At 61.8% G+C, this 19,260-nt stretch carries 16 protein-coding genes and 1 pseudogene; 2 read left to right on the top strand and 15 right to left on the bottom strand.

Going from position 1 to position 19,260, the window contains the following annotated elements; translation table 11 throughout:
* Positions 1–4: 4 nt before the first annotated feature.
* From tssK to tssA, 10 genes are read right to left on the bottom strand one after another with little or no spacing between them, the layout of a single operon-like run.
* Positions 5–1,339 (bottom strand): type VI secretion system baseplate subunit TssK, encoded by a 1,335-nt coding sequence (gene tssK / locus FJ959_RS22940; protein WP_140560453.1) that lies wholly within the window; start codon positions 1,337–1,339, stop codon positions 5–7.
* A 38-nt stretch (positions 1,340–1,377) separates the two neighbouring features.
* Entirely contained in the window at positions 1,378–1,830 is a 453-nt protein-coding gene (tssJ, locus tag FJ959_RS22935; RefSeq protein ID WP_140498291.1) for a type VI secretion system lipoprotein TssJ, read from the bottom strand.
* A gap of 3 nt (positions 1,831–1,833) precedes the next feature.
* Positions 1,834–3,306, bottom strand: a complete 1,473-nt coding sequence (gene tagH / locus FJ959_RS22930; RefSeq protein WP_140515106.1) for a type VI secretion system-associated FHA domain protein TagH — start codon at positions 3,304–3,306, stop codon at positions 1,834–1,836.
* A complete protein-coding gene (gene tssG / locus FJ959_RS22925; protein ID WP_140557374.1) occupies positions 3,303–4,370 on the bottom strand; it encodes a type VI secretion system baseplate subunit TssG in 1,068 nt (355 codons plus the stop codon). The genes tagH and tssG overlap by 4 nt, the downstream gene beginning before the upstream one ends.
* Positions 4,334–6,208 carry a type VI secretion system baseplate subunit TssF gene (gene tssF, locus FJ959_RS22920; RefSeq protein WP_140632226.1) on the bottom strand — a complete coding sequence of 625 codons (1,875 nt, stop codon included), beginning with the start codon at positions 6,206–6,208 and terminating at the stop codon, positions 4,334–4,336. The genes tssG and tssF overlap by 37 nt, the downstream gene beginning before the upstream one ends.
* 1 nt (position 6,209) lies before the next feature.
* The gene (gene tssE / locus FJ959_RS22915; protein WP_140498535.1) at positions 6,210–6,965 is read right to left on the bottom strand and encodes a type VI secretion system baseplate subunit TssE; all 756 of its coding nucleotides are present in this window, start codon (positions 6,963–6,965) and stop codon (positions 6,210–6,212) included.
* Positions 6,952–7,407 carry an Hcp family type VI secretion system effector gene (locus tag FJ959_RS22910; protein WP_115143971.1) on the bottom strand — a complete coding sequence of 152 codons (456 nt, stop codon included), beginning with the start codon at positions 7,405–7,407 and terminating at the stop codon, positions 6,952–6,954. The genes tssE and FJ959_RS22910 overlap by 14 nt, the downstream gene beginning before the upstream one ends.
* Before the next feature lie 45 nt (positions 7,408–7,452).
* Positions 7,453–8,958 (bottom strand): type VI secretion system contractile sheath large subunit, encoded by a 1,506-nt coding sequence (gene tssC / locus FJ959_RS22905; protein WP_140498288.1) that lies wholly within the window; start codon positions 8,956–8,958, stop codon positions 7,453–7,455.
* Positions 8,959–8,961: 3 nt separating this feature from the next.
* Positions 8,962–9,501 (bottom strand): type VI secretion system contractile sheath small subunit, encoded by a 540-nt coding sequence (tssB, locus tag FJ959_RS22900; protein ID WP_140498287.1) that lies wholly within the window; start codon positions 9,499–9,501, stop codon positions 8,962–8,964.
* Positions 9,502–9,506: 5 nt separating this feature from the next.
* The gene (gene tssA, locus FJ959_RS22895) at positions 9,507–10,679 is read right to left on the bottom strand and encodes a type VI secretion system protein TssA (protein WP_140632223.1); all 1,173 of its coding nucleotides are present in this window, start codon (positions 10,677–10,679) and stop codon (positions 9,507–9,509) included.
* A 321-nt stretch (positions 10,680–11,000) separates the two neighbouring features.
* On the opposite strand from tssA, the gene tssH reads away from it, so the two are divergent.
* Positions 11,001–13,760, top strand: a complete 2,760-nt coding sequence (gene tssH / locus FJ959_RS22890; protein ID WP_140515256.1) for a type VI secretion system ATPase TssH — start codon at positions 11,001–11,003, stop codon at positions 13,758–13,760.
* A gap of 154 nt (positions 13,761–13,914) precedes the next feature.
* On the opposite strand, the gene FJ959_RS22885 is transcribed toward tssH, so the two are convergent.
* The 4 genes and pseudogenes from FJ959_RS22885 to FJ959_RS22870 form a co-directional block, all read right to left on the bottom strand.
* On the bottom strand, positions 13,915–14,313 hold the full coding sequence (locus FJ959_RS22885) for a hypothetical protein (protein WP_140498284.1): 399 nt from the start codon (positions 14,311–14,313) through the stop codon (positions 13,915–13,917).
* A 535-nt stretch (positions 14,314–14,848) separates the two neighbouring features.
* On the bottom strand, positions 14,849–15,091 hold the full coding sequence (locus FJ959_RS22880) for a hypothetical protein (RefSeq protein ID WP_140632222.1): 243 nt from the start codon (positions 15,089–15,091) through the stop codon (positions 14,849–14,851).
* A 164-nt stretch (positions 15,092–15,255) separates the two neighbouring features.
* Positions 15,256–15,372 (bottom strand): annotated as a pseudogene (locus FJ959_RS22875) (SDR family NAD(P)-dependent oxidoreductase); the annotation flags it as partial.
* A gap of 155 nt (positions 15,373–15,527) precedes the next feature.
* Positions 15,528–16,703 carry an alkene reductase gene (locus tag FJ959_RS22870; RefSeq protein WP_140632219.1) on the bottom strand — a complete coding sequence of 392 codons (1,176 nt, stop codon included), beginning with the start codon at positions 16,701–16,703 and terminating at the stop codon, positions 15,528–15,530.
* Positions 16,704–16,812: 109 nt separating this feature from the next.
* Between FJ959_RS22870 and FJ959_RS22865 the strand changes: the two genes are divergently transcribed.
* Complete coding sequence (locus tag FJ959_RS22865) at positions 16,813–17,724, top strand: LysR family transcriptional regulator (protein ID WP_140498281.1); 912 nt, start codon at positions 16,813–16,815, stop codon at positions 17,722–17,724.
* A gap of 22 nt (positions 17,725–17,746) precedes the next feature.
* Here FJ959_RS22865 and FJ959_RS22860 read toward each other — a convergent pair whose 3' ends face one another.
* Positions 17,747–19,174, bottom strand: a complete 1,428-nt coding sequence (locus FJ959_RS22860; protein ID WP_140632217.1) for a PLP-dependent aminotransferase family protein — start codon at positions 19,172–19,174, stop codon at positions 17,747–17,749.
* Positions 19,175–19,260 lie beyond the last annotated feature (86 nt).

The following is a 19,260-nucleotide window of genomic DNA, read 5'->3' as shown; positions in this document are numbered from 1 at the left end:
GATCTCACCTGTTCACCGAATAGCAGTCCACCTGCGGCTCGCTTGGCAACACGCCCGAAACACCGATGACGAAGCCTGGTGCGTCGAGCAGCGAGGCCCAGTGTTCGCTTTTCTGATCCAATTCGAGGCACAGTCGATCGCCGTCGTAAGGGATTTCGCGTGGCTGGGAATGAAGCGGTTTTAGCGGAATGCCGGGCAAGCGCGATTTCCACAGGCCCTCGAACTCGTCGGCCGAGCCGACGGTCGCCTGATTGACGAAGATCTTGCGCAGGGCATCCTCCGACAGCTCCGAGCCGACCCGGATGACGATGCGGCTGGCCACCAGCAGCTTTGGGTTGTCGATGCGAATTTTCCAGACATTGGTCGAGTGCCGCATGACAGGCAGCGCACGCGATTTCGGCTCGATGTAACGAAGGCTGAGAATGAGCGAGCGCAGCGCGTCCGCCAGCGCCGAATAGGCAGGGCCGGGCGCCATGTGATCGTAAGCGGGCAACTCGCCCAGCCGCCGCGCGCTCGATCCGTAAGTTGCCATCGAACCGGCGAGCCCGGCGAGTTCCAGGTAAAGCTCGGCCGGATGGAAGACATCCTGCGCCAGCATGTGAGCCAGACGCGGACGCGCCGCATTGGCGAGATTGAGCATCAACAGATCTTCGACGCTGCGCCCAGGCCCGCCCATGACCATCTTGCCATGCGCCTCGGCGATCTGGTCGAGGCCGGTGACAACTTCCAGAAGCAATTGCCGATACCAGGCCACCGCGCCGGTAACCAGTGCCGGTGGCAGGAAGGTCTCGTCCAGAGAGACGCCGCCATCGGCTCGAACTCCGTTGAGGTCGGCTATCGGCAAGGCGGTGTAGCCACCAACCGACTTGCCAGGTGCAAGCAGCAGCGCCTGCGGACGGGCGATTTCTATTTCTTCAGGATCCGAACCGCCCTGGACAGCGTCGCGCACCGAAACGATCCGCCCGTGATATCGCGCTCCAGAGGCGGCGGCGTGTGCCGGATCGAAGCCGACACCACCGGGAGGCTCCAGCGGCAAGGCGACCAGCACCGGCCCTGCGCCCGTCTCGGGGGTGACCGGCAGCGGTCGCGGCGCGTCCATCCAATCCGGAATGGAAAAAGGTGTCCCATCCGGGAAGATGCCCCGGGCCGACAGGATCGCGACCTGGCCGGATTCCAGCAATGCCTGGTCCAGCGTCAGCTGTCGAAAGCCGAACGTATGCAGTTGTCCGGCCTGCAACGCGCCGCGCACCGTCGCCTCGAAGAAACGATCCTGCTGCTGGAAATGCTGGGTTCGCAGGAAAAGTCCTTCGGACCATAGCACCCTGTTTGCATCGCTCATGCCGCTACTCTCTGCATTGAGCTCCCTTACCTTGGCTGCTAGGCGGAGATGCCGCCGCTGCCCAACGTGACATTGATGGTGAACTTTGATCCCGGCGACACCGACTTGGTTGTCCGCCAGTTCCTGCCGCCAGGTTCGCGGATCAGTGCAACGAAGCCCAGAGCCGTCGCGTCCGGCTCGACAGTGATGGTCTTGGATGCGGATTTTCCGGGCCCGACGGCGATCTGGTCGGAACCGATAAGATCTCCTGCGAGTGCGCTGCCGGCATCCCCCTGCAGCGCAAAATAGTCGGCGGAATTGAATTTGCCGGTGCTTTTTAACCGCATCACGAGAACCGTCACCGGCCGGTCGCCGCCACCTGGCCCCGGATTCATGCCGGCCCCGCCGGTCACGTTGACGGTGATCACCGACGGCTTTGGCGGACCGCTCTGGCACGCTGCAACCAGCCCGGTCGCGCCCAGGGCAATCATCAATTCACGTCGGTCGATCATGGCTTACTCCTCCTCATATGCATCTCGAAAATCAGTGCCGATTTCGCCAAGGAAGCTTTTTTCCGCGCTTTCGGCGATTTCGCGATGGCGTTTTTGATAGAGCTCCCACAGCTTGGCGCCGCGCCCGCCCGAAAGCAGGGTGCCGATCGCCGAATTCGATTTCAGCTCGTCCTCGATCGCTGCGGGATCGAAACGATCGATCATCCGTCGCAAAGCGGCCTGTATGCCTCGCCAAGCGCGCACGTGATGTTGCGCGAGATCGCGAACTGCATCGGCGATGGCCGCCTCCCCGGCGAGAAATCCGGGGCTGCGCTCGGCGATCAGCGTCACGATGGCGTCGTCGACCGACGGCAGAAATTTGAGCGGATTGACTTCGGAGGCACCGACCATTGTCTGGGCGACGCGAGCATTTCCTTTCTCCTCGGCCCGCTTGCGCAGAAGCTGCATCAGCCCTTCCATCATCAGCCGGTATTCGCGGCCGAACTTCTCCATTTCCACGATGCTGTCGCGCCCGGGGAAATCGGCTTCCTCGACGCCCATGCCGCGCAAGAAGGCGGCGCGGAGCGCCATCTCGGCGGGCTGCGCGCTTGCCGGCGGGCGGGCAGGTTTGGAAGCAGCACCCATGCGCGCTGGAGGCAGGACATCGGCCGGTTGCGCGGGAATATCCCAGGGATTGGCGGATGGTGGCCGTTGGGCAATGCGCTCGCGCTGGCCGGTCGAGGCCGAGTTATTTGTCGAACTGGGCGAGGAGACCGGTCCGAAACCAAAATCATCGTTGAAGTCGGACAGCTTTCCCGCTGCGGATTCAGCTCCGTGGCTGGGAGGGGGGGGCCGGTCGAGGCTGAATGGATCCGCCCGGCTGCCCACCCCGCCCTGCTCGACATAAACGGCGGCGTTTTTCGACACCGGCGTTGAAACCGGATCGAGGCTGAACGGGTCGTCGAAAGCAGGCGAGTTGCGCTGGCCGGAGGACGCGCGCTCGAACGCCCCTGGGATCGGCTGCTCGAATGGGTTCGGCAGATCAGCAGGTCGAGGCCGTTGCGGCGCTTCTTCGACCTTGGCGGAAAAGAAGTCATCGCGGCCGATGCTTACCGGCGCCCGCGATGCCGCTGGCAGACGTTCTGGTACCGGCTGGATGACTGCGGGCGCTTGAGCGGCCGCGATCTGCAGGTCGACACAGACGACGTAATCGCCCAGCCTGAGCCGCATGCCGCTTTGAAGGCGTGCGGACTTGCCTGGACCAAGCGGGCTATCGGAATCGTTTATGAACAAACCGCTGCTCGATGTGTCGGTGACGAAATATCCATCTCGCCCGCCAGAGATTTTGCAGTGAGCGCGTGAAACGAACATGTCGGGATCATCGATCTGCCAGCCTGCATCGGCGCTGCGGCCGATCACCAGCTCACCTTCGTCCAGGCGAGTTTGCCGCACCGCCTGGGTGCGTGGCCCTTGCTCTAGCGTTAGCAGCAGACTCATGCCGCGCCCCCCGCCATTTCCGGCCGCCATCCGACGATTGTGCGCAGCCGCATATCATCAGCATCTCCCCTTTCAGCGGGTCGCGCAAGCCAGGCGGTTCGGCCGAGCTGCACCGCTCCAATACGGGGCGGCGGCACTGCTTCACGCGCAAGCACGATACGCAGATCGACATCGAGAGATTCTCCGACCATGTCGCGAACCGCGTGCTGGAACAGTTTGAGCCGCTGGCTGCCCGGCAGGAATGTCTTGAAATCATCATACTTCAAAGGGCCGACCCGCAGTTCGATCCTGCTTTGGCGGGTGAAAACGCGTGGGCCGATCGTCGCCCCCCGACCGAGCACAGCAAAGGATTTTGCGAGGCGGGTCTGGAGGCCTGCTGGTATGATTGTCCAGGCGGCGACGAATTCCTTGATCTTTACCGGCACCTTGAAGGCTTCCGCCAGGAACAGTGTCAGTCGTTCCGGGCCCTCGACCTGGCTGGCGAGCGAAGCCGCCTGGCGAAGCTTCACCATGTCGAGATCGATGTTTCGGGTGCCGGGAAGTCCGATACCGGCCATGGCCGCAAGCATGGCGCGAACCCGGCCACCGACCGCGCGTTCAACCTGAACGGCCGGATTCGCATCCGCCCACGCCCGATAGTAAAGGGCGATCATGCGGTGCTGCAGAATGTTGACGAAATCGACGAAAGTAGTGTCGCTGGTCAGCTGTGCGTTGGCCCCGGCGAACCACCGCTGCGACAGCCGGTCGAGCACCCAGCGCGTCAGATGCAGCGGCATTGGACCCTCGGGGCCCAAGAGACCCAGATTTGCAATCGTGACCCGGGCCGGCTTGCCGTTGTCGGCTTCGCGGAAATGGACCAGGTCCCTGGCCGAGAAGGCGAGGCGCACATGCTGGCCAAGCCTTGCCGGCTCACGGTCGGGACGGCCGGAATGGCCGAACACGGCATTTTGCTGTTCGAGACGGCGCAGCAATTCGAAAAAGTCGAACCCTTCGGACAGACCTTCAGCGGGGTTTGGGCTGGGCTTGTCTAGATCAGGGAGCGATTGCCGGGCGTCATCGGCCATGGCACATCCTCCTGCTTCTGCAGCAGCCGCGTGCGGGTCCGCACGAAACCGTTTATTCCGGCATATCGGGCGAACAGCCGCGCCAGCAAAGCCGAAAGCAGCAAAGTGCTTTGGCCAGCCAGGATGGATTCATCGACATGCAACGTCACCTCGGTGCCGCGTCCGAAGCACATCGGCCCCTCGATCTGAAGCCGCTCCACGACGGGCCGCGAGTCGATGCGGGCGATCGAATGTACATTGCGAGCCAGGCTGGGATCGCCTCGGTCGGCATAGATATCGAGAAGCGCATGCAACGGGTCGACGCCGCGGCCCTCCTTGGCAAGGCTGAGGAAGTTGAGCATGAGCTGTGCCACCAGCCGCCAGGCGAGATCGTCGGCGCGCGATTCACCCTCGGCCCCTGTGGGCAGTGCTGCGGGGATCGCCGGCTGCGGTGGACGCAGGGCTCCAAGGGGCCTGACGATTTCGACCGGGTCGCCGGCCTCAAGCGTCAATGTGGGATTGTCATCGAGGATCGGCAGGTCACGATTGGTGCACAGTGCTACGACGTCGAGACGCTTCAGAGGTCGGTACGCCGGGCTTGCGAGCGGTCGCGATACGGCCAGGAAAACGTCGTCGCCGGTGTATGACGTGCGCGTTAGACCGTCGCGCCGTTCGTCTTCGGTCGCGCGCCGAGGGCGCCGCTCGGTTGAGTAGACCCACCCACTGCCGCTGTTCTGCCCCAGGCTGAACAGTTCCGGAATTTCGGCGTCGTTGCCTTCGGTGTCGGCGTCCTCAACACGAATGATCCGATAGATTTCAAAGTCGCGCGCCCTCGTGCGGTCTGCATGCAAAACCTGGCGTGTCTTACGCGCATCGATCTCGACGACGTTGCACTCACGTTCGAAAAGATTGATGATCGGCGTTGCGAAAAGTTCGAAGTCGGCCGATGTCAGATCGGCCAACTCTGGCACCGGACGCCTGAATTGGAAGACGATCTCAAGCCCTCCGTCGCATCGACGCATGACAGGCTGTAGCCCCGAAACCCGCACATAGTGGAAGCGCTCGGGCATTATGAAGTATTCTCGCAGGAGGCGATATCCTTCGAATGTCGGGCGGGTACGCGGCATCAAGGCTTCGTCGTCGCTGATGCCAACCATTTCGGGCGCCGGCAAGGGCGACAACGGGTTGCTCTTGCCCTCAGCGCGTGCGCCAACGGTTGAGCAAGTGCCGAAGATCGCGTCGAATAGCAGCGGCGCCTTGGTTCGCCCGGCAAAATAAATATCGAGCCGGTCGAGCGTCAATTCGTGGAGCTTGCCTTTTCCGGTCGGGGCCAGCGTGATGCGGAGCGCCGCCTCGCCGCGCACACCGCCGACCGTGGCCATCCCGGCCGCCGCCAACGCGCTGCGGTCCTGAAAATAGCTGACCGAAGTGATTGCTATCGGCCACAGGGTCGTCTCTTGCGCGGTCGAGAAAGTGCAGCGCGTCGAAAGGCCGGGCCGCAGGCTGGAAACCAGCCGGGTGTTGCGCCTGACGACGTGGCCGTCGAGCATGGTCTGGACCTGCTGGCCTGGTTTGAGCACCACCATCGCCGTTGCCGGCGCCGGGGTGACCAGATCGGGATAAAGAACGTCGAGCACACTGCGCGAAAATCGCGAACGCTCGGCGTCGACCTTTAGCCGGGTGCGCGCCGCGAGGAAAGCCACGCCATCCAGCAGCCGCTCAACATAGGGGTCCGGACAGGGGACCGTGTCGAGGGAAAGGTTGCGCGCGACCGCTGGATGCATATCGGCAAATTCGGCCGCAAGGCCGCGGATGTGGGTCAACTCCTCCTCGTAATATTCGACGAAGACCCGATCCATCTCAGGCGTCCCTGATTTCGGTCCGCGCCGCGCCGTTATCGAGATTGATCGTAGTGCGCAGGCGCATGCGTTCCGGTGTCGGGGTTATGATCAGCACACCGTCAATCTCGATCTTGAGGCCCGCGGTCTTGTCGCCAAGCGTCACTGTGACCTTTGTTGCGCTTTCCTTGAGGCGGGGCTCGAAGGTGGCGAGCACCGCACGGATCTCACGCGCCAGCACATCGCGATCAAAGTCGCGCGAAGACCTGCCCGAGAAGGAGGGGACGCCGTAATTGACCACGCTCCGGCGCACCTCCGGGAAATCTGCGAGCGACGGTGGGTTGTCCGATACCTGTTCATTTTCCAGATCGGACAGGAGCGGCGTGGCCTCGAAGCGCTCGGTATTGAAGAGCGCCTCGACGTCACGCCGCACTGCTTCTCTGAGCACGCGGGCTGACACCACAACGCCGCGACTTTCGATCTCGACCCGATGCTGGGTCTGAAAGGCCAATCGATGCAGACGCCGTTTTTGCTCGGCTGTGAGTTCGGCATCAGCGTCGATGGCCCGCGCGCTGGCGCCAACGAGGGCGTCGACACGGTCGGCGCCAAGCTCGTCGAGCAAGACATGGCGCAGCCCGTCTATCTCCGAGGTCAGACCAGGCAGGTCATTGACGAGGCGATCCCAAAGCGACGGCTGGACGGCCTCGCTTTTTGCCCGCAAGCTGCCGGTACTGTGCTGCTTGCCAGCGTCGGGTCGCCGACCCTCACTTGCCGACATAGACATCCATTTCGGCTTCATCATTGCCGTCATAGACGAACTTGATCTTCTTGTAGGCGAAGCTGACCTCTTCCTGGATCAGGTCTTCCTCATCCTCGGCCTGCGACATGTCGTATTCCATGATCGAGGCGTCGGTGAGGGTGACGACCAGATAATCCTTAGTCTCGCCATCGATCGTCCGACGTGCCGAGAACACCACTTCATCGAGGGCCTTGTTCTCGAACAAGGCTTTCTTGAGATAAGGCGAAGATTTGTCGTAGTGTTTGATGAACTTGATCATGCCCATGGACACGCGCCCCCGACGTGAGAGCGAATTCGGGTCATAGGGTGCGACCATCTTGTAGTCGACGCCATGGATTTCGATCTCATCATCGTGGCCGTCGCGGGTGCTGGGGCCCTTGATATCGGGAACCTTCAGAAAACCATCAATCTTTACTGGCATTGTCTCTCTCCACCATTGTCAAAAAAAAGATTGTTGTTGCTGCAATCAAGTCTTAACGGACGGCAGTTCCGACACCAGTCGAAGCGAGGCATTGATGCCCTCCAGCTGGTAATGCGGGCGCAGATAGAAGCGGGCGTTGTAGTAGCCCGGCCGCCCCTCCACGCTGTCCACTTGGACCTCGGCGGCGGCGAGCGGGCGCTTGGCGCGCGCCTTGTCGTCGGCAAAGGCCGGGTTGGCCAGCACGTAGCGGTTGATCCACTCGGTCAACCAGATCTGCATGTCGGAGCGTTCCTTAAACGACCCGACCTTGTCTCGCGCTATGGCTTTGAGATAGTGCGCAAAGCGCGAAACCGGGAACAAGTAGGGCAAGTTGGCGCTCAGCCGCTCATTAGACTGCGCATCGGGGTCCACCAGTCGGCCGGCGCGCGTTTCGTCGTCCTGTAACGAATGGGCACCGATGAAAGCCGCAAGATCCGTGTTCTTCCGGTGCAGGATCGGCATCAGGCCAAGCTTGGCGAGTTCCGCCTCACGCCGGTCATCAATGGCGACTTCCGTGGGGCATTTCATCGCTATCGACCCATCATCGGTCGGGAAGCTGTGCACCGGCAAATTAAGCACCGTTCCGCCGTTCTCGACGCCGCGGATCTGGGTACCCCAGCCAAACAGCTTGTGGCTGCGGTTGATGTTGACGCCCATCGGGAAGGCGGCGTTCATCCAGACATACTTGTTGTGATCGCCCTGCACCTCTTCCTCGAAGGTGAAGCCCTTCACCGGAACGGTGTCCGTGCCATATGGCAGCCGGGCCAGGACGCGGGGCATGGTCAGCCCAATGTAGCGAGCATCCTCGCTTTCGCGCAGCGACTGCCAGGAGGCATAGGCCGGGTTGGAAACGATCTGCTGCAGATCCTGAGGGTTCGGCAATTCCTGCCAGCTATCCATACGAAACAGTCGAGGCGAGGCGGCCGCGATAAAAGGCGTATGCGCAGAAGCGCAGATGCCGGAGATGTTGCGTAGCAGACCGACGTCGCGCGGGTGGTTGGAAAATTCGTAGGCGCCGATCACGCAGCCGATCGGCTCGCCGCCAAGCATCGAATATTCGTCTGTGTAGACTTTCTTGAAGATCGGACTCTGATCCCACATCTGGCCTTCGTAGTCTTCGAGCGTGTCGGCCAGCTGCTCCTTGGAGATGTTCATCACCCGGATTTTAAGCTTCTGGTCGGTCTCGGTGTTGTTGACGAGGTACCACAGGCCGCGCCATGTGCCTTCCATTTCGCGCACTTCCGGCGCGTGCAGGATCTCGTTGACCTGAGCCGTCAGCATCTTGTCGATACCGGCGATCAGCGACTTGATCGACTTGATGGCATTGGACGAGATGGTTGTGGTGTCGGAACGGGACTGCGCTGCGAGCGCGAGATTGCGCACGAGTTGCTGCAGCTTCTCGCTGTCGTCTTTCTTGACCTTGAAATCCTTTTCGAGGAGTCCACTGAATTCTCCAAGGTCTATGGCTTCGGCCTCGGCGGCGAGGGTGGCGGTCTTTTGCTGTTCGGCCATGGTTTATTCTCCCGCCTTGTCGTCGTCAGTCAGCGCCTGGCTGGCGATCTTGCCAAGAAGTGGCTCGTTGTTCAGCAACTGCGCGATACGCTTTTCGGCGTCTACGCGGCCATCCATGAAGCCCAGCAATTCCTCGAGCTGACGACGCATCTTGAGGATCTCGGCCAGTTGCGGAACCTGCTCGGCGATCTTGTCGGGGGCGAAATCGCCCATTTTGGTGAAGGTGAGATCGAGCGCCAGTTCCTCGTCGCGCTCTTGGCCTTCGGCCTGCGGCAGCGTGTTCTTCACCCGCGCTTTGACGCGGGGTCCGAGCGCCTCCATGAACTTGGGGAAGCGGTTCGCGTCGGTCTCGACGAAGGAGCGGTCCAGAACCGACTTTGACGCTTCCTTGGTTTGCGAAGCACCGGAAAGGTCGGCCATCACGCCCATGACAAACGGCAGTTCGATCGTCGTCGGGCTGCCGTAGGTTTCCACGTCATAGGCGATCTGCACCCGTGGCGCGCGATTTCGTTCGATGACCTTGGCTTTGCTTTCGGCTGGCATGTGTCTTACCTTTCATCTTTCTGTGCCGTCTTCTTGACATCGGGAACGCCGGCAAGAAGCCGAAATTCCTTCAGTCCCGACGGGGCGAGATCTTCCATCAGTTCAACGAAATCCATATGCACCATTCGGCGCACGCGCCGCGCCAGGTGCGGGATCGGGCTGGACGGTTCGGTGCTGTCATAGAAGGCGACGACGAGATCGAGGCATTTGACGACATCGTCGCGCGAGGAGATCCGGTCGGGCAGGCTGCTGTCGCCGGATTCTGCGTAGCTTGCCACGCTTGCCATCGTATCGGCTCCATCGCCGTTGCGAACACGTGCTGCCGGTTCTGCTGGCGTCGCGACCGGCTTTGCGAGGCCGTTCGCGGCAGTGGCACCGGTCGCGTTTCGTTCGAGGGTCGTCAGCAGACGCTGCAGAAACCGCTTTAACTCGGGAAGCGTGGCGCCAGCGCCTTCGAGGCGGGAGTTAAAGGCGGCTTCGACGCTCACGAGAGCGGCGATCGCGGCGCGGGCGTCGGCTATGAGCAACGTCATTTCTGGCCCGGCCTGATCAATCAGCGCCGCGCATGCGCTGCGCACCCGGTTCACCAGTTGGCTGTGCTCGCTTGCCAGCTTCGCCTTCTCGGCCGCATTCAGTCCCGAAGCAGCCTCCTGCAGCATGACCCGCTCGTCAAGCGAACCCTTCTCCAGATCCGCGCCCAGGATCGGCCCAATGGCGCGCGGCGCAAAGAATGTCATTTTCCGCAAATCTTTGAGTAGACCGTCCTGGCCGTTCTGAAGGTCGGTAAGCGCATTGATGCGGCGCAAGGCTGCTTCGCGCGGCGTGGCACCGGACCGCAGGGCCGGATGCATGGTCGTCCAATGCTGATCGACAGTTTGCGCGATGAGGGTCAGGCCGGCAGCCAGGCCGGCCAACCGATGCTCGTTGGCCAGTCCACGCGTAACAATGACGAGAAGGCGCAGGTCACGGCCGTGAGACCGCAGCTCTTCAGCCCTGGTAAGCACGGTAGGCCAGTCTATCGGAACGTCGACTTCAGTGTTTTTGCTGCCTTGGAACTCGACTTTCTTCTGCTGTTCCGTCAGTCGCTCCAGCTCATGAAAGGCCGGGTCGTTGCGCAAATCCTCCCCTGACGGATTTTCACCGTCGAGCGGAGTAAGCCAAAGTGCGACATCAATCACACAGACCCCCAGCGACCGGCCCTCAACGGCACCTGACCCAAGGTTACCACACTGATGTGCCGTACGCCAATTAAAGCCGCTGCTTAAAAGCTAACGAAAGCTGACCACCGCGTGTTCGCTATGGGATGGCTTGGCGAGACTGCCGAACCCAATCGGCAAAATACACCACACGGATGCGCGAATTCTTCTGCCGCCAGTGGTTCGGGCTTCCAAAGGCTGACGGCCCCGCGAACGGCCTTGGCGACGCCGTCCATCGGGCGCTTTGTCAAGCGACGGCTTATGTGGCAGGTTGTCGACTGGCAGATTGCAGGAGCAGGTTCGATGGAACAGCGCCGGTCGTCACAGAGCTTCAAGCGTAAGGAACTGGTCGGCAAGCTCAATCCTGTCGGCGTGCGCGCCTTCAAGGCAGCCGCGGACACCGCCAAGCTGCGCGGCAACCCTTACGTCGAACTCGTCCACTTCATCGAGCAACTGGTGCTTTCCGATCGCTCGGACGTGCAAATGATCATCGCCGATGCGGGAGTGGATGCCAGCCGGCTCACGGCCGATATGACCCGCGCCGTGGACAAGCTGCCATACGGCGCCACATCGATCGAGGAATTTTCCGACCACATCTTTCATGCCATCCAGGAGGCCTGGAACTTGGCGACGCTTGAGTTCAGCGTCGAGGAAGTCCGCAGCGCGCATATTCTGCTCGCTTGCCTGAAGACCCCGGTCCTAGAAGGCCTGCTGTCGAAGATCAGCGGCGTATTCGACGAGATCGACGCCGACGCGGTGATCGCGCGGTTCGCCGATGTCATGGAGGGCTCACTCGAAGCTGGCACCTCGACCACGGTCTCCGCAACGGAGATGCCACGGCGGGCTCCGGGTGGGGATTCGGCGCTGGCGAAATACGCCACCGACCTGACCCAGCGCGCCCGCGACGGCAAGATCGATCCCGTCGTCGGCCGCGACCCCGAGATCAGGCAGATCGTTGATGTGCTGATGCGGCGGCGGCAGAACAACCCGATCCTGACGGGCGAAGCCGGGGTAGGCAAGACCGCGGTCGTCGAGGGCTTCGCCTTGCGTATTGCCCAGGGCGATGTACCGCCGATGCTACAGGGCGTCAGCGTGCGCATGCTCGATGTCGGTTTGATGCAGGCCGGGGCAAGCGTAAAGGGCGAGTTCGAAAAACGGCTTAAGGCTGTAATCGACGAGGTGCAGTCGTCCGAAACACCGGTTATCCTTTTTATCGATGAAGCTCACACCTTGATCGGCGCAGGCGGCCCTGCTGGAACCGGCGACGCGGCCAATCTCCTGAAGCCGGCGCTGGCACGCGGTGAACTGCGTACCGTCGCGGCAACGACCTGGGCTGAATACAAGCAGCACATAGAAAAAGACCCGGCGCTGACCCGTCGGTTTCAGGTGGTAAAGATCGACGAGCCTTCCGAAGCTGTGGCCGTTCTCATGTTGCGCGGGGTGGCCGGAGTTCTCGAGCAGCACCACCGGGTGCAGATACTGGATGAGGCGATCGAGGCGGCAGTGGGCCTGTCACACCGCTATATCCCGGCGCGGCAACTACCCGACAAGGCGGTAAGCCTTCTCGACACCGCTTGCGCCCGGGTCGCAATCTCGCAGCATGCCACGCCGGCCGAGCTCGAGGATATCATACGGCGGCGCCAGGCGCTGGAGGTCGAGCACGGCATCATCGATCGTGAGGCGGCGATCGGGATCGAGGTGACCGAACGGCAGGCACGGGTCGACACCGGACTTGCCGAAACAGGGGTCGCGCTGGCTGCCGCGCAACAACGTTGGGACCGCGAAAGAGTTTTAGTTGCCGAGATACTCGAATTGCGTGCCCGACTGCGCGGCGACGGTATGCCGCTCGATGCGATGGAAACGCCAGCGGATGCCAACGCCTCTGAGTCTGAGTTGCCTGAGATCCAAACGCCCAAGGACAAGGCATCCGATCCCAAAGTGAAAACGGCTGTTGCCGATGGACTTCCACCTGATCCGGTCGCCGATCTTACCCGGTTGCGCGAACGCATGGCTGAACTGGCCGAGGCGCAAGGCGAGGCGCCGCTGATCCTGCCCTCGGTTGATCGAAATGCCGTGGCCGCGGTGGTCCAGGACTGGACCGGCATCCCCACGGGGCGCATGCTGTCGAGCCAGACCGAAAAAGCCCTCCGGCTCGCGGCCACTCTGTGCGAGCGCGTGGTTGGCCAAGAGCATGCCATGGAGATGATCGCCAAGCGTGTGCAGACCAGCCGCGCCGGGCTCGGCGCGCCGGAAAAGCCGGTGGGGGTGTTCCTGCTTTGTGGCCCCTCCGGCGTCGGCAAGACCGAAACCGCGCTGGCCTTGGCGGAGACGCTTTATGGTGGCGAACAGAACCTGATCTCGATCAACATGTCGGAGTTTCAGGAGGCGCATACTGTCTCGACTTTAAAGGGAGCGCCCCCCGGCTATGTCGGCTACGGCAAGGGTGGCATCCTGACAGAGGCGGTTCGGCGCAAACCCTATTCGGTGATCCTGCTCGACGAGGTCGAGAAGGCGCATCCGGACGTCCACGAAATCTTCTTCCAGGTTTTCGACAAGGGCATGATGGACGACAGCGAAGGGCGGCGCATCGATTTCAAGAACACATTGATCCTGCTCACCTCGAACGTCGGCTCTGAAGTCATCATGGACCGGACGAGGAACGGCACGGTTCGGACCGGCCTCGAAGATCTGGATACGGCCTTGCGCCGGCCGTTGCTGAAGGTTTTTCCGGCGGCGTTTCTTGGACGGGTGGTAACCATTCCTTACTACCCGCTGTCGGATTCGATGATCGAGGCGATCACCCGTCATCAGTTCGCCAGGATCGCTCGCCGGCTGCGTGCAACCAGTGGCGCGGAACTGGTGATCGGCGACGGCGTCATCGATCTGGTCAGGGCACGCTGCACGGAAATCGAATCCGGCGGGCGGATGATCGATGCCATCTTAACCAACACGCTTCTGCCGGAATTAAGCCGCGGCGTGCTCAACCGGTCGCTTGACGGTGAAAAGATGACGAAGGTGACCGTCGGAGCCTCCGACGGGGGCTTTACTTATTTCTTCGAGTAATTTGGGCGGATGGTACCGGCGCATCAAACGGCTTTGTATCCGCGCGGTGGATTGAAGGATGCCTTCCACGGCATGGCGCAAGAGCGCGGCGAGGCTTTTGTCCGCGCTAGCGTGCAAAAGGCAACCAAGCACGCAAATGAGTTCCTTTGGGCGGCTAGACCGCTCGCCGTCGCTTGCCGTCATAGTCCCCAGGTGTGCTCATTCTGGCCCCTGGATTATACTGAACGTGAATATGCGGAAACATAGGCCCTTGATCGTTCACCAGGACTAAATACTTGGCCTTGCCAAGTTCAGAGTTAAGCTCCTGCTGCAAAAAGTATCCTAAAAGGATTGACAACATACCGGTCCCGCGATCCGCCAGCTTTTTCGTCCTAATATCAACCGCATTGCCGGAATGATGCAGGGACCAGCGGGAATGATTATACCACTCTTTTCCAGCAGTAAGCTCAAGCTCAAGCCGCCTCGGCGCATGTTGTCTGAAAACGCGTCGAATTATCGGAATGGCCTCCTGCATTTGCGGGCTGAGGCCGCTTTCAATGGTTCTCTCCCTCATCGCAATCTCCATGAAAAGAAAGCGTCATTCCCTTACCACAACTATCACACCTACGCCTCATCCATGAATATCGCAGGGCCGAGATGGAGCTTTTTGTGAGTGCAAACGTGACGCCTCAGATCGTATGCAGCCGGTGCACCATGCCATGTTGCCGTCGTCGCCCATTTGGCGAGCGGTTCTCTGTCATGCATCGTGGCAGGATCGTCGAGTTCGGCCCACCACCGGATCATTACTGACCCCCACTCAAACGCCGCCGAAAATACGCCAATCTGCGACGCAACATACTGAAAACAAAAGTAAAAAAATTCCATAGACAATCAGCGACAATCGGCGCGCAGATAGCTACTTCGTCGGCAGGTAGTCGTGCCGAAACCACGTCCCAATTCGCCAAGCGCCCGATGGGCTCACGGCAATTGGGGATTGCTGGTGGATTGCGGTAATTCGTTTGGTTGTACTGGAATTTGATACGAGTGTCATTCCAAGTACCTGGCGACCATCGGCCACGCCGCAAGTTGGCGGCTATCTGCAGCCAGCTTTAAAAGCCAATGACCATCCACGGATCGGTGTCGTATCCGAGGCGCGGCTTTTCCGGGGTTGCTCCATCCGGCATTTTGGCCGTGCCAGTCAAACCGCAGTCCAGATCTCTCACCGGCTTCTTGGTCGAATGCTTCGTAGAGCACAGGGCCGCAGCATCACCGACCACCACTTTCTTTTCCTTGGCAATGGTGCCACCAGTCGCAGCGATCGTGATAGCCGCGCAAAATATAGCAACTCTCATCGTACTCCCCCACGGTTGCGCATCCTCAAGATGCCGGACATTACGTTACGTCATTTTTATATTAGCACAAGCGAATATTTAATCCTCACGCCCGCCTCCTGCCAATGGCCTCGAGGCGGGCTGCTCTTCCATTTCGCGATGGCCTTCACGCCAAGCTCGTCCGCTGGATCATCGCCACGAGCGATGCCGACAACGTGATGACCGTCGGCGGCGAGCCGCGCCGAGAGCGCGCGGCCGATGCCCTTGCTGGCGCCGGTGACGAGAAATGTTCGCTTTGTCATGATGTTTCTGCCTGTAGTGAAAGAAGGGCGGTCAGGCGCACCCAGATCCAGGATCTGCGCGGGCACAGGGCGACTCCGCCGGAACCCATGGAGGTCGTCTCGACCGGCAGGAGTGCGTGGCGCTGCGCCGGACTCCTGCTCGGCCTTTCGTCGTGTCAGGCGGCCCTGCTTGCGGCGCCATTCTTCGAATAGGTGGGGAAGTCCGTGTACCCCACCTCGCCATTGCGGGTGTAATAGACGGACCGGTCCGCTACGGCCAATGGCCAGCCGCTCCGAAGACGCTCGACGAGATCCGGGTTCGCGATATACGGCCTGCCATAGGCAATCAGGTCCACCAGCCCGGTAGCGAGCGCTGCCTGGGCGCGCTCGACGTCATTGAAGCCGCCGCACCAGATGAACGCGCCGGGGAACGACGCTCGCGCCTTGGCGAGCATGTCATGGTCGAGATGGCGCGCCTCGAACGTGGCCGATTCCATGTTGCCGTCGGGCAGCAGCTCATACAGCAGATGGGCATAGGCCACGCCGCGGCGCCCGAGCTGCTCGACGATGTACAGGAACATCTCCTCGACGAGCGGATCAGCGGGCATCGAACCATATTTGCCGAACGGTGAAAGGCGAACCCCCACGCGTCCCGCGCCGAATTCCGCCACGACCGCGTCGACGACTTCCATCAGGAAGCGCGCACGATCTTCCATGCTGCCGCCGCCGTAGCGGTCGGTGCGGGTGTTGAGCACCGAGTTCATGAACTGCTCGATCAGATAGCCGTTGGCGGCATGGATCTCGATGCCGTCAAACCCGACCTCCCGCGCATTGGCGGCGGCTTTGGCGAAGGTTCCCACCATGGCCGTCACTTCCTCGGTGCTGAGCGGCCTCGGCGTCTCTGCCGCCATGAAGCGCAACCGGCCGTCCGGGCCATGGGCGAACACCTCTGAGCCGACGGCCTGTTCCGCGGTCACGCCCACTGGCGCCTGGCCGTTCGGCAGAAGCGAGGAATGCGCCAGTCGGCCGACATGCCACAGCTGCATGAAGATGGTGCCGCCCTGACGATGAACCTCCTCGGTCACCGGGCGCCAGGCCTGCTTCTGGGCTTCGGAGTGAATCCCGGGAATCCGCGCGTAGCCGTGGCTGGACTGATCCACGTCGTTGACTTCGGAGATGATCAGGCCGGCGCTAGCTCGCTGACCGTAATATTTGACGGTCAGTTCGTTCGGGAGGTCGCCATCTGTCGGAAGAGCACCCTCGGAGGTGCGGGTGCGCGTCATCGGCGGCATGACGATGCGGCTCGTGAGGTGGACGGGACCTAGATCGAAGGAATCGAATAGAGAGGGCATGGGGCGGCTCCTGTGGAGAATTAAAGCTCCAGACGATATAAAGGGACTCCTCAGCAGATTAGTGCCGGCCTGGTGGACTCACTATTGCGTCTGAAGCTACAATAGGCGGATGAACTCGCGTTTCGATGGCATCGCCGAATTCGTAGCCGTTATTCGGCTCGGTAGTTTCACCGCGGTTGCGGCGGAAATGGGCATGGCCAAGTCCGCGATCGGCCGGGCGGTGTCGCGTCTGGAGGCGCGCTTGGGCTCCAAGCTGCTCCACCGGACGACTCGCCGCCTGACCTTGACGCCTGCCGGAGAGGCCTGGCTGGAGCACTGCGTCGCGGCACTCGACGAACTTGAGCGTGGCGAGAGCGCCCTCGCGCTCGCGCGGGACACGCCTGGCGGCGAAGTCCGCATCGATCTCCCGACGGCGTTCGGTCGACTGCACGTCATGCCCGTACTGTTAGGGGTTGCGAAACGCTATCCGGCGCTGAACCTCAATGTCAGCTTCACCGACCGGCGGGTCGACCTGATCGGCGAAAACATCGACCTCGCCGTGCGTATCGGCAATCTTGAGGATTCGACCGACCTCGTCGCGCGACAGATTGGGGTCCAGCAGACGGTGATAGTCGGAGCACCTGGCTATCTCGCACGGCGGGGCGTTCCGCGATCCTGGAGCGATCTTGCCGGACACGATTGCATCGTCGGACGACGGCAAGGCAACCGCATCGCCTGGCTGATGAAGCAACCCGACGGCTCGACAGCGCGGCAGGCCGTCCCAGTCAAGCATGAACTGCAGGATTTCGAGACGGTGCTAATGGCCGCTAAGGCAGGACACGGTCTGACGCAACTTCCGTCATGGATGGTGGAAGGCGATCTTCAAGACGGGGCCCTTCAGATTGTCCTGGAGGGCCTGTCAGGCGGCGAACTGCCGATCAGCGTCCTGTGGCCGCAGACAAAGGCGCTGCCGGCGAAGATTCGCGTTACCATAGACGGCCTCGTTCAGTGGTCGCTTGTTTCAACGAGTGTCGCTGCCTAGCAACGTCTTACTTGGAGCAGTCTCAAATCGGCTGTCCGCCGTCGATTCGCCTAATCGCCTCGAAGAGCCGATCACAGGATTTTGCCAGGTTCTTGCCCGGCGTGGTGGCGACCCCGAGCAAGAGGCCGGATTCGGCAGTGGCGGGCGACGCATACCACGCGGAGAGCGGTGCGGGCGACATCCCGAAGGCCGAAACCTCGCGCGCCACCGCAATGTCCGATATTTCCCTCGGCAGCTTCAGCAGCACGGCCAGGCCCGGCGTTGCAATCTGGTCGGCATTCACATTCGCCCAAAGCTGCTCGAGCAACGTCGCGCGCCTTGCGACATAGGCCCGCTTCGTGCGGCGGAGATGGCGAATATAGTGGCCCTCCCGCATGAATTCGGCGGTCGCGAGCTGCACTGCCGGTCCCGGGGCGGGCGCTAAGCACGCCGCGACTTCAGCGAAAGCGCATACGAGGCTGGCCGGCACGATCGCGAAACCCAGCCGAAGGGTCGGGCTGATTGTCTTGCTGAAGGACCCGATGTGAATGACGCGCCCGTCGCGGTCGAGCGACGCGAGCGCCGGCGCGGCCCTGCCGGTCAGCTGAAGCTCGCTCAGATAATCGTCTTCGATCACCCAGGCCTGGGTCGAAGCTGCCCATTCGAGCAGGCGCAGGCGCCGCTCGAGCGACAAGGTCGAGCCGAGCGGCGCATGTTGACCCGGTGTGACCAGGGCAAGCTTCGCGGTCGGATGCTGGCACAGTGCGTCATCGAGATCGATGCCGTTGCAATCGACCGGGACCGGAGCGAGAGACAAACCGGCGAGTTCGAGCCCCTTTCGGGTCCATGGGAAACTGGGCTCCTCGATCCAGGCGGTCTCCCCCGCCAGCTTCAGAACGGATAGCGCCAGGCCGAGCCCCGCACCGAAACCTCCAGTGATAATGACCTGCGACGGCAGACAGATGATGCCCCGTGCTACGGCGAGGTAGCCAGCGATTTCCCGCCTCAACTCGAGTTCGCCGCGAGGATCGGGGTAGAGGGCGGCGGCAGCGGCTTCGGCGCGGATGGCGTGCGCGCGTATCCGCGCGAACAAGGTGGCGGGGAAGATATCGCTTGCGGGGATGCCCATCTGGAAGATGCCGGGACCCTGCGTCATCTCCTGATAAATCCGCATGAAGGAGCCTTCATCCGGCACCGGCTCGGATCTCGCGACGGCGCGGGGGCGCTTTGCGACGCGCGTTCCCTCGGCTGGCGTTGCCTCGATCAACTGGGCGGCCGCGAGCTTCTCATAGGCTGTCCGGACAGTGCCGCGCGCGACGCCCAGCTGTGCTGCCAGGTCCTGCCATGAGGGCAACCGTGCGCCTGGTTCCAGCGCGCCTTCCTCGATTGCGACGGCCACGCCCTTGCGAATTTGCTCCGCAAGGGAAGTCTTGGCGGCGCGGTCCAAATCCAGGTCCAGCGGCTTGCTCATGAAGCCTCAGTACACGATTTTTTTTGCGTTCTTGGTGCTTTTTCCTGGCCCGATTCGCCGGCATCTATCCGTGCAAGGAGATGCCA

The sequence above is a fragment of the Mesorhizobium sp. B2-2-4 genome, from assembly GCF_006442375.1.
Lineage (GTDB): Bacteria > Pseudomonadota > Alphaproteobacteria > Rhizobiales > Rhizobiaceae > Mesorhizobium.
Note: the sequence above shows the minus strand (reverse complement) of the source record. Positions and strands in the feature narration are given on the sequence as shown.